General features: G+C 57.9%; 12 protein-coding genes and 1 pseudogene. 9 read left to right on the top strand and 4 right to left on the bottom strand.

Annotated features, from left to right (window positions below; all coding sequences use genetic code 11):
* Positions 1–24: 24 nt before the first annotated feature.
* From HMPREF9442_RS12800 to HMPREF9442_RS16010, 4 genes and pseudogenes are all read right to left on the bottom strand, one after another.
* A pseudogene (locus HMPREF9442_RS12800) lies at positions 25–945 on the bottom strand (YWFCY domain-containing protein); the annotation flags it as partial.
* A 346-nt stretch (positions 946–1,291) separates the two neighbouring features.
* Positions 1,292–2,587: a conjugal transfer protein MobB gene (mobB, locus tag HMPREF9442_RS12795; protein ID WP_008629298.1), complete on the bottom strand. Its 1,296-nt coding sequence runs from the start codon at positions 2,585–2,587 to the stop codon at positions 1,292–1,294.
* Positions 2,584–3,012, bottom strand: a complete 429-nt coding sequence (mobA, locus tag HMPREF9442_RS12790) for a conjugal transfer protein MobA (protein ID WP_028728881.1) — start codon at positions 3,010–3,012, stop codon at positions 2,584–2,586. Before mobA ends, mobB begins: the two co-directional genes overlap by 4 nt.
* A 47-nt stretch (positions 3,013–3,059) precedes the next feature.
* Positions 3,060–3,383, bottom strand: a complete 324-nt coding sequence (locus tag HMPREF9442_RS16010) for a hypothetical protein (RefSeq protein WP_229532195.1) — start codon at positions 3,381–3,383, stop codon at positions 3,060–3,062.
* Between HMPREF9442_RS16010 and HMPREF9442_RS12785 the strand changes: the two genes are divergently transcribed.
* The 9 genes from HMPREF9442_RS12785 (at position 3,373) to HMPREF9442_RS12745 (ending at position 9,898) form a co-directional block, all read left to right on the top strand.
* Entirely contained in the window at positions 3,373–3,567 is a 195-nt protein-coding gene (locus HMPREF9442_RS12785; RefSeq protein ID WP_087944122.1) for a hypothetical protein, read from the top strand. The genes HMPREF9442_RS16010 and HMPREF9442_RS12785 overlap by 11 nt on opposite strands.
* A gap of 204 nt (positions 3,568–3,771) precedes the next feature.
* A complete protein-coding gene (locus HMPREF9442_RS12780; RefSeq protein ID WP_005840599.1) occupies positions 3,772–4,551 on the top strand; it encodes a ParA family protein in 780 nt (259 codons plus the stop codon).
* Positions 4,532–4,936: a DUF3408 domain-containing protein gene (locus HMPREF9442_RS12775; protein WP_008629290.1), complete on the top strand. Its 405-nt coding sequence runs from the start codon at positions 4,532–4,534 to the stop codon at positions 4,934–4,936. The genes HMPREF9442_RS12780 and HMPREF9442_RS12775 overlap by 20 nt, the downstream gene beginning before the upstream one ends.
* Before the next feature lie 19 nt (positions 4,937–4,955).
* Positions 4,956–5,543: a DUF4122 family protein gene (locus HMPREF9442_RS12770; RefSeq protein WP_008629279.1), complete on the top strand. Its 588-nt coding sequence runs from the start codon at positions 4,956–4,958 to the stop codon at positions 5,541–5,543.
* An 18-nt stretch (positions 5,544–5,561) separates the two neighbouring features.
* Positions 5,562–5,861, top strand: a complete 300-nt coding sequence (locus HMPREF9442_RS12765) for a DUF4134 domain-containing protein (protein WP_005647510.1) — start codon at positions 5,562–5,564, stop codon at positions 5,859–5,861.
* 11 nt (positions 5,862–5,872) lie between these two features.
* A complete protein-coding gene (locus tag HMPREF9442_RS12760) occupies positions 5,873–6,196 on the top strand; it encodes a DUF4133 domain-containing protein (protein ID WP_008629275.1) in 324 nt (107 codons plus the stop codon).
* Complete coding sequence (locus HMPREF9442_RS12755) at positions 6,193–8,694, top strand: TraG family conjugative transposon ATPase (protein WP_005840604.1); 2,502 nt, start codon at positions 6,193–6,195, stop codon at positions 8,692–8,694. The genes HMPREF9442_RS12760 and HMPREF9442_RS12755 overlap by 4 nt, the downstream gene beginning before the upstream one ends.
* A gap of 207 nt (positions 8,695–8,901) precedes the next feature.
* Entirely contained in the window at positions 8,902–9,264 is a 363-nt protein-coding gene (locus HMPREF9442_RS12750; protein ID WP_040603106.1) for a DUF3876 domain-containing protein, read from the top strand.
* A 4-nt stretch (positions 9,265–9,268) separates the two neighbouring features.
* Complete coding sequence (locus tag HMPREF9442_RS12745) at positions 9,269–9,898, top strand: DUF4141 domain-containing protein (RefSeq protein WP_005829892.1); 630 nt, start codon at positions 9,269–9,271, stop codon at positions 9,896–9,898.
* Positions 9,899–9,931: the final 33 nt, after the last annotated feature.

Raw genomic sequence — 9,931 nt, 5'->3', positions numbered from 1 at the left:
TCAATTACGTGACTTTACAGGTCACACCCACGTTCGGTTCAAATTTAACATAATCGTGTAGGCACTCTCGTAGGCATCGGATATGTCGGTCATGAAGTCCGGGTGGATGGGGTTGCAGCGGTGGCTCTCCCTCGGATTGTCGAAGTTTATCACGTAGAACTTGGGCTTGACCTTGTAGCCGTCCAAGTGGGCGAGCAGGTGGTTGTAGGCTATCTCGGAGAGGTCGGGGTACTTGAAATCATACAGGAAAAGCGAATAGCCCTTCTCAATGGTCTGTTTTATGTACTGGTTGATAATTGCATAGGACTTGCCCGAACCGGGCGTGCCCAAGACCATCGTCGCACGGAAGGGGTTGACAAGGTTGATCCATCCGTCATACGCCCTGCTCCTGAACCAGAAGCGGGTGCGGAGGTTGACGGAATACTCGTTCTCCTTCAGCTCGGTCTCCTGCATGAAGGATTCGTTCTCGACGTTGAACACGTCTTCGAGCAGGTCGGTCTTCAACAGGCGGGACATCCACAGCCCCGCCATGAGCAGGCAGATATACCCGGCGGTAAGGGTGGCGATATACAGCACGGTGTCCGCCGGAAGCGGCAGAGGAAGGGCGAGCAACCACCAGTTGCCGAAAAAGAGCAGCAAGCCGGACACGCCGCAAAGGATGATCCTGCGCCACGTGATTTTCTGTTCCTTCACGCCCTTTGTGCCGAGGCAACTAAGGGCGAGGAACAGCACGGCGAAGAGCTTCGTCCAGAGGATATTGGAGAACAGCCCGGCGGTACGCTGGAAGCCGAGCAATATCCTATCGACAACGCCGATGTCGATGCCCCACTCCCGGACGGACTGGTAACAGAACCAATAAATGTTGATGACTACAAATAAAATGCTTATCGCACGCATGAACTCCATGACTTTGGCGAGTCCACGCAAATCGTCTTCGTTTTGCATAATTCGTTGAAAATTAATGATAAAACTTCGTTTTATTATGTACATGTACTTTTTCTTTTGTGTCAAGACAAAAGAAAAAGATACCAAAAAGAAAAAGTCAAGACTGCATTTTCTCCGCTACTCTCTTCCTGCGTTTCGCTAAAGAAAAAGAATTGCCTACGGCGAAAGTCCTACGTTCGGCATAGCCCAAACAAGTTTGGCTCTGCTCTCACTTAAACGGACTTTTCGCTTCGCTCAAACAGCTTTTTCTTTTTAACGCTACACTCCGGTCGTTCGCTTTACGCTGCGAAAATGAGGTCGGTGTGCCATGCGGATGGTTGCTTGGTTAATGCTATCTTTTTGTTCTTTATTGTTGCCTGCCGTACTTGCGTTTTTTCTTTCTTTTTCGGGGCGGTACGGGCTGGTCGTCGGACGCTCCGCAGGGTACGGGGGCAAAGAGGTTGAAGGCGGCCGCCACGTTCTGGGTGGTGCCGTCCTTGTGGTCGGGACGGTAGCCGGTATCGTGTCCGTCCCATTGGGATGCGCCCGTATGCTCCTGCTGCCGGGTGGGATGTTCCACTCCGGCGGAGAGTTGCGGCAGATGAATACCTTCCTGTCCGGCGAAAAGGTCGTTGAACACGCCTGCGGAAAACTCCTTGCCCAGACGGGAGCCGTTGAAGACGGCTTTGGCGGCATGGTCGATGAAGGTCGCCCCATAGATGCGCCCGGCATCGTTGGTACGGAATACCACGCCGATGCCCTGCCGCATGAGTTCCCGCTCGAACTGCGCCCGGTCATGCCCTGCGCTCTGCATGGCGGCTGCAACCTTTCCGGCGGTGGCGGCGGCGACCTCCTTGTGGGTCTTTTCCCATGCGACAGCGTTGTGCATCCGCCTTTCGAGGGCTGCGACGCCCGCCTCCTTGCCGAACACGGAGGACTTGAAGGGCTTGCCGACCTTGTTGCCCTCCCTGTCGGTTGCCGAATAGGTCAAGCCGTGATACTCCCGCCCGCCGTATTCCCCCTTCACCTCGTCCACCGTGATGCCGTAAAGGGAAAGGACGGCACGGTATTCGCCCAATGTACGGAAACGCCACTCCCGGGCAAGCGGGCGGATGACTCCCGCCAACTGTCCCTTGAGGTTGCCGTCCCCGTAACCGACGGGCGACAAGGGCAGCCCCTCCTTCCACTGCTTGGGCGTAGCCGGGACAAGACCGAACTGCCGTTCCAGCTCCCGGCAGACCTTCATCGAACGCCCGTGCTCGTAGCTGTCGGAAATGGCACGCCCGGTTTCGTCCACCCGGACGGAGACGATGTGCAGGTGCTCCCGCCCGATGTCGTTGTGGCGATAGACGATATAGGGCTGGTCGCCGAAGCCCATGCGCCGCATATACTCCTCCGCCAAGCTGACAAACCGCTCCTCGCTCAAGCAATCCTTCGGGTCGGGATTGAGGGAGATGTGCAGGACGGGTTTCTCGGTCTTGCGGTTGGCTGTGAGGTAGTCACCGAACGAGCGGGAAAGATGCCCTATCGTGTAGGGGTTATCGCCCTGCGGCTCGATAATCCGGCTGGTGAAAAGCACGTCGGCGTGCCGTTCGTCCACCTTCATCTGGTTGTAGGCAAGCACCCCGTACAGGCTGCTGCCGTGCGAGATCTTGGCTATCATCGGACGGGGTATTTGCTCCGGAACTCCTCCACCAGTGCGGAAATCCGCTTGCTCAACTCGACCAGTTCGAGGGTGTGCCGCTCCAGCTTGTAGAGGAAAGCGAGGGCTTTCTTCTCCGAGAAATTGGATTTGAGCGCACGCACGCATTGGTTGTAGTTCGTGCCTATGGCACGGAACTGCGAGTGGAAAGTGGTCAGGCGCATGTAGAAATCCTGCGTCCCCTTATCCAGTTTAATGACCTTAATCTCCCTGCCGAAAAGTGCGGAAACGATAAACTCCGCCTTGGTCGCCTTGCCCGACTCGTCGAAAAGCGCGAGGAAACGGGCGTTGTCCCCGTCGTCCAGACGGAACACGTAGCGGTGGCGCATCTTGTCGGGCTTGGGCTTTCGCCCGTGGTTGCCCGCATACTTCTTCTGATTGTCCATCATCCTGTAAAATTTTAAGTGAAACATGGTCTGAAAACGCCGTATGCCTACGGCTCTCCCCCGTGAGCAGCCCCCGACTCCGGAGGGGGATGCCACATCGAGGGGGCAAGGTGGTGGTGAGGCACGAAATTCATTTCGAGTGCCGCAGCACACAACTTGCCATTTTCGTTTGAAAATAAAATCCGTCCTGCCGGACAGATTGGGGATGCCCTTGCCTGCTGCGGAGTGCCGGGGCACTCCCTCGGGCGGTTGCCGCTCTTCTCCATTCTTACTCCATTTTGGTTTCCGCCTGCAAAGTAACAGCCCTTTTCCCGTCCGGACACCATGCCCGGATGCGACAAACCTACGGGTGGAAAGACAATGCACGACACACTGATAATCAAACGGATAAACTACCGGTATTTTGATATTCCTTTGCGCCGTGGAAGCGGTGAAACGACTGCCCGGATAGACAAGGAAACAACCGGACAGCCGAACGGACGGACAGCCGAACGGCTGACGGTCTTGCCGGATAAACGGACGGATGATTGGCTAAACAGCCAAACGGCTAAATGACTAAACGGCTAAACGGTCAAACGGCTGGACAGCCGGACAAGCGGGCAGGCGGATGATTGGATGGATGCCGGGCTGAATGTATGACCGGATGCCTGAACGGATGAACGGACGGATGAACGGCAGAGTGGCTGAAAAGCTGACCGATTGAGTGAACAGAGAAGCGGCTGCACGGGCAGCCGGATGAATAACCAACAGAATGACGATATGGACAGACAGACATTGAACGTGGCTTTCGCCACACAGAAAGGCGGCAGCGGCAAGACGGCTATCACGGTGCTGGTGGCGGGCTACCTGCACTACCGCTTGGGGTGTCCGTTAGCGGTGATCGACTGCGACTTCCCGCAGTACAGCCTGTACGAGATGCGGGAACGGGACAGCCGGGCGGTACTGGAGAACGAATACCTGAAACGGGCGGCTTACGAACAGATGCGGCAGCCGGGGCGTGCCGCCTATCCGGTGCGCAAGTGCCGGGTGGAGCAAGCTCCCGACACGGCAAGGGAGCTGGCGGCGGAAGGCTGCTACGACCTGCTCTTCTTCGACCTGCCGGGCACGGTGAACTCGGCGGGCATCCTGCGCACGATCGCACAGATGGACTACATCTTCGCCCCGGTGAGTGCGGACAAGGCGGTACTGGAGAGCACGCTCTCCTTCCTCGACGTGCTGCAACGGATGATGCTGGGCAAGGAGACGAGCCGCCTGAAGGGGCTTTACCTTTTCTGGAACCAAGTGGACAAGCGGGAAACGAGCGGGCTGTACGAGAAGTACGGGCAGGTGGTCGCCGACATGGGGCTGCCGATGCTGCAAACCCGCATCCCCGACACGAAACGCTTCCGCAAGGAGGCGGACGGCACGGGACGGACGGTGTTCCGCTCCACGCTGCTGGCTCCCGACAGGCGGATGCTGGCAGGCAGCGGCATCCCCGAACTGACCCGTGAGATAGCGACCATCCTCAAACTGGAAGGCTATGAAGAAGCAGCGGAATGAGAAGCCCATCGACGAGGAGCTGCTGATGCGGATGATGGCGGGCGAGGCGGCAGGAACGGGAGAACCGGGAACCGGAAAGGAGGAAACCGCCGTGCCGGTGGAGAAGGCGCAGGAAGGGAAGGCGGCGGAGACAAGACGGCGCAAGGGAAGGCAGGCGGACTACGAGACGACCTTCCTCAAAGGCATGGACATCCCCGCCCGTTACGGCAAGCCGGTCTATGTGCGCCGTGAATACCACGAGCGCATCGCCAAAATCTCGGTGATGCTGACGGGCGGCAAGGTGTCGCTCTCGGCATACATCGACAACGTGCTGGCGCAGCACTTCGAGCAATACCGGGAGGAGATCGAGGCGGCATACGCCGGGAAACTGGAGAACCTCTTTTAAAAAGGAAGGAGGAAACGGCATGATACTGAAATTATCACTCACCGTCCTGCTGCTCTATTACCTCGCCGTGCTGTGGAAATACTACCGGCAGGACATCGCCGGGATATTCGGGACAGCGGAGACGGACGAAGACACGGAGGGAACGGGAAAGGAACCGGGGCAACCGGGCGAGCCGTACACGGTCATGGGCGAAAGCACCTACCTGCCCTTCGGAGCGGAGGACGGGGAGGAAGCGGCAGCCGGAGCCGTGGACGAACCCGCAGCGGAGGACGACGGGGCGGACTACTCCGACATCGAGCCGGAGGAGGACGAGGAGGAGACGGACTATGAACCCACGCCGGAGGAGATCCGGGAACTGGAGGAGGAAGAGGAATTAGGGGCTTATTACCCGGACGGCAACCCCGACTTCGCCACGGGGTACTCCTTCGATGACCTGAAAAAGGTGCGCCGGGTACTGGTGTCGGACAATGCGGACGAAAAGGCGGAGCGGGAAGCCCGTGAGGTGCTGCCGTCCGTGATGGGGTCGGACATCTGGGAGGCGATGCTGGACGAGTTCGAGGGCGCACGTGAGCGTGTCGCCCGGCTGATGGACAACCATAATGTTTAATTAAAATTTTAAAGACAAATGAGACAAAAGAGAATCTTATTCACGGCGGCCTGCATACTGGCTGCCGTGGGCGCAATGGCGCAGGGAAACGGGCAGGCGGGCATCACCGAAGCCACGCAGATGGTCACCTCGTATTTCGAGCCGGGGACGAAACTGATTTACGCCATCGGTGCGGTGGTCGGCTTGATCGGCGGGGTGAAAGTATATGGGAAGTTCAGCTCCGGCGACCCCGACACGTCGAAGACGGCGGCGAGCTGGTTCGGAGCCTGCATCTTCCTGATCGTGGCGGCTACCATCCTGCGTTCGTTCTTCCTGTAAAACAGCGGACTATGGACATGGAAATCAATAAGGGGATCGGCAGGAACGTGGAGTTCAAGGGGCTGGAAAGCCAGTACCTCTTCATCTTCTGCGGCGGTCTGCTCGCCGTGTTCGTGGTGTTCGTCATCCTGTACATGGCGGGCGTGAACCAGTGGGTGTGCATCGGCTTCGGCGTGGCTTCGGCTACGCTGCTGGTATGGCTGACCTTCCGGCTGAACGCCCGGTACGGCACGCACGGGCTGATGAAGGCAGCCGCCCGCAGGCGGCATCCGAGGTACGTGGTGAACCGGCTGAAAATCCCCCGATTATTTATCTTTAAACACTGGCAAGAATGAAAAACGTAATGAAAGCGGCGACGCTCGAAAGCAAGTTCCCGCTGCTGGCGGTGGAGAACGGCTGCATCGTGAGCAAGGAGGCGGACGTGACGGTCGCCTTCAGGGTGGAACTGCCGGAACTATTCTCCGTTACGGGGAGCGAGTACGAGGCGATCCACTCGGCTTGGCACAAGGCGGTGAAGGTGCTGCCGGAGTATTCCATCGTACACAAGCAGGACTTCTTCATCGAAGAGAAGTACCGGCCGGAAACGGACAGGGACGACCTGAGCTTCCTGAGCCGGAGCTTTGAGAGGCACTTCAACGAACGCCCGTTCCTCTCGCACACCTGCTATCTGTTCCTGACCAAGACCACGAAGGTGCGGAGCCGTCAGGAAAGCACGTTCTCCACCCTCTGCAAGGGCAGGCTTGTCCCCAAGGAGATAGAGGACCGGGAGACGGTTACGAGGTTCCTCGAAGCCGTCGGGCAGTTCGAGAAGATCATGAACGACAGCGGTTTCGTTACGCTGCGCCGCCTCACGACGGACGAGATCACCGGGACGGAAACGGCGGCGGGCATCGTGGAGAAGTACCTCTCGCTCTCGCAGCACGACACGACGGTGCTGAAGGACATCCAGTTGAACCCGGAGGAGATGCGCATCGGCGACGACATCCTCTGCCTGCACACCCTCTCGGACACGGAAGACCTGCCGGGCAAGGTGGCGACTGACAGCCGCTACGAGCGGCTCTCGACCGACCGCTCGGACTGCCGCCTGTCGTTCGCCGCCCCGGTGGGCTTGCTGCTGGACTGCAACCACTGCTACAACCAGTACATCTTCATCGACGACCACGGGGAGAACCTGAAACGCTTCGAGCAGACCGCCCGGAACATGCACTCGCTCTCCCGCTACTCCCGCTCCAACCAGATCAACAAGGCTTGGATCGAGGAATACCTGAACGAGGCGCACTCGAAAGGGCTGACCTCGGTGCGCTGCCACTGCAACGTGATGGCATGGAGCGACGACCGGGAGGAACTCAGGCGCATCAAGAACGAGGTGGGCAGCCAGCTCGCCCTGATGGAGTGCAAGCCGAGGCACAACACGGTGGACGTGCCCACGCTCTTTTGGGCGGCGATACCGGGCAACGAGGGGGACTTCCCCTTCGAGGAGAGCTTCTACACGTTCATCCCGCAAGCCCTGTGCTTCTTCACCGAGGAGACGAACTACAAGGACTCGCTCTCGCCCTTCGGCATCAAGATGGCGGACAGGATGACGGGCAGACCGCTGCATTTGGACATCAGCGACCTGCCGATGAAGAAAGGGGTGATCTCGAACCGCAACAAGTTTGTCCTCGGTCCGAGCGGAAGCGGCAAGTCGTTCTTCATGAACCACCTCGTGCGCCAGTATTACGAGCAAAACAGCCACATCGTGCTGATCGACACGGGCAACTCGTACCAAGGGCTGTGCGAGCTGATCCACCGCAAGACCAAGGGCGAGGACGGGATTTACTACACGTACACGGAGGAGAAGCCCATCAGCTTCAACCCCTTCTTCACGGACGACTACAAGTTCAGCGTGGAGAAGAAGGACAGCATCAAGACGCTGCTGCTGGCACTGTGGAAGGGCGAGGACGAGAAAATCACGAAGACGGAGAGCGGCGAGCTGGGCAGTGCGGTATCGGCGTACATCCGCCGGATACAGCAGAACCGGGACATCGTCCCCTCGTTCGACACCTTCTACGAGTACATGCTGAACGATTACCGGAAGGAGCTGGCTGCAAGGGACATCAAGGTGAGCCGGAAGGACTTCAACATCGACAACTTCCTGACCACGCTCAGGCAGTATTACAAGGGCGGACGCTACGACTTCCTGCTGAACTCGAACGAGAACATCGACCTGCTGCACAAGCGGTTCATCGTATTTGAAATTGACAGTATAAAAGATAATGCCGAGCTGTTTCCCGTGGTTACGATCATCATCATGGAAGCCTTCATCAACAAGCTGCGCCGCCTGAAAGGGGTGCGGAAGATGCTGATCTGCGAGGAGGCTTGGAAAGCCCTTTCCTCGCCGAGTATGTCAGAATATTTGAAGTACATGTACAAGACCGTCAGGAAATATTTCGGCGAGGCGATTGTCGTCACGCAGGAGGTGGACGACATCATCTCGTCCCCCATCGTGAAGGAGGCTATCATCACCAACTCGGACTGCAAGATCCTGCTCGACCAGAAGAAGTACATGAACAAGTTCGACGGCATCCAGTCGATGCTCGGTCTGACGGACAAGGAGAAGTCGCAGATACTCTCCATCAACCTCGCCAACCATCCCGGACGGAAGTACAAGGAGGTCTGGATCGGTCTGAACGGGGTGCAGTCGGCGGTGTATGCCACGGAGGTATCGGCTGCCGAGTACCTGACCTATACCACCGAGGAGAGCGAGAAGACGGAGGTGTTCGCACTGGCGGAAGAGCTGGGCGGGGATTTGGAGCTTGCCATCAAGCGGCTGGCGGAGACGAAGTATAAATAATGTACCGATGTGCTAACTGGGAGCGGCGGACAGGCTGCCGGACGGGTGGTTGATTGACCGGACGAACGGCTGAAGGGTCGGATGACTGACCAAACGGCTAAACGGTTAAACAGTTAAACGGTTGGCTGGCTAAACGGCTGGATGTACAAACGGCTAAACGGAATGGAGAGAATAAAATTTTGTAAAACTTTAAAAAACAGAATCAAGATGAGACGATTGAATTTAATCCTGCTGCTGTCGGCGGTAACAGTGGCGCTGGCGTTTGTCATTTCCTGCAAGGAGACAAATGCGGAACGGTTGGAAAAGATGTGCGGCGAGTGGGTCAGCACGGGCGGCAAGCCGCCCTTCACCCTCTGGGAAGAGGACGGCAAGTACCGTGTAACGGTCATGCACAGAAACCACAAGGGCGGCAGTGAAGCGGAGACCTACCTCGTCCGGGAAACGGAAGGGGTGCTGTTCATCGAGACGGGCTTCGCCGTGATGATGGACTATGACCGGGAGAAAGACCGCATCCGGCTGTCGCCGGGCGGAGAGTACAGGAGAAAGAGTGACGGAACCCTAAAACAGTAAGGACATGAGAACGATAAAGGCAATCATTCTGGGCGTGGCGTGCCTGACGGCAGGTGCGGCCAACGCCCAATGGGTCGTACACGACCCCGGCAATCTGGCGCAGGGCATCATCAACACGGCTAAGGAGATGGTGGAGACCTCCGCCACCGCACAGCACACGCTGGATGGCTTCAGGGAGACGGCGAAGATATTCGAGCAGGGGCGGAAGTATTACGATGCGCTCAAGGCGGTGCACGACGTGGTGAAAGGCGGCGTGAAGGTGAAGAAGTCCATCGGGCTGGTGGCGGACATCTCGGAAATCTACGTGCGCAACTACCAGAAGATGCTGGGCGACCCGAACTACACGCCGGACGAGCTGGAAACCATCTCGTTCGGGTACGCCAAGCTGCTGAGCGAGAGTGCGGACATCCTGCAAGACCTGAAGAACGTGGTGAACGTGACGGGGATGTCGCTCTCGGACGCCGAACGGCTGGCGATCATCGACCAGAGCTACAAGCGGCTGCTGGAGTACCGCAACCTCGTGCAGTATTACACGGACAAGAACATCTCGGTGAGCTACCTGCGGGCGAAGAAGAAAAAGGACGCCGACCGGGTGGTGGCTCTCTACGGGGATGCGGAAGACCGTTACTGGTGAGAGTGGCAATATACAATAATGTTCACGTACATA

Origin of the sequence: Paraprevotella xylaniphila YIT 11841, assembly GCF_000205165.1 — a bacterium.
GTDB lineage: Bacteria > Bacteroidota > Bacteroidia > Bacteroidales > Bacteroidaceae > Paraprevotella > Paraprevotella xylaniphila.
The sequence above is the reverse complement of the archived record's forward strand: the minus strand, read 5'-3'. Positions and strand labels throughout refer to the sequence as shown.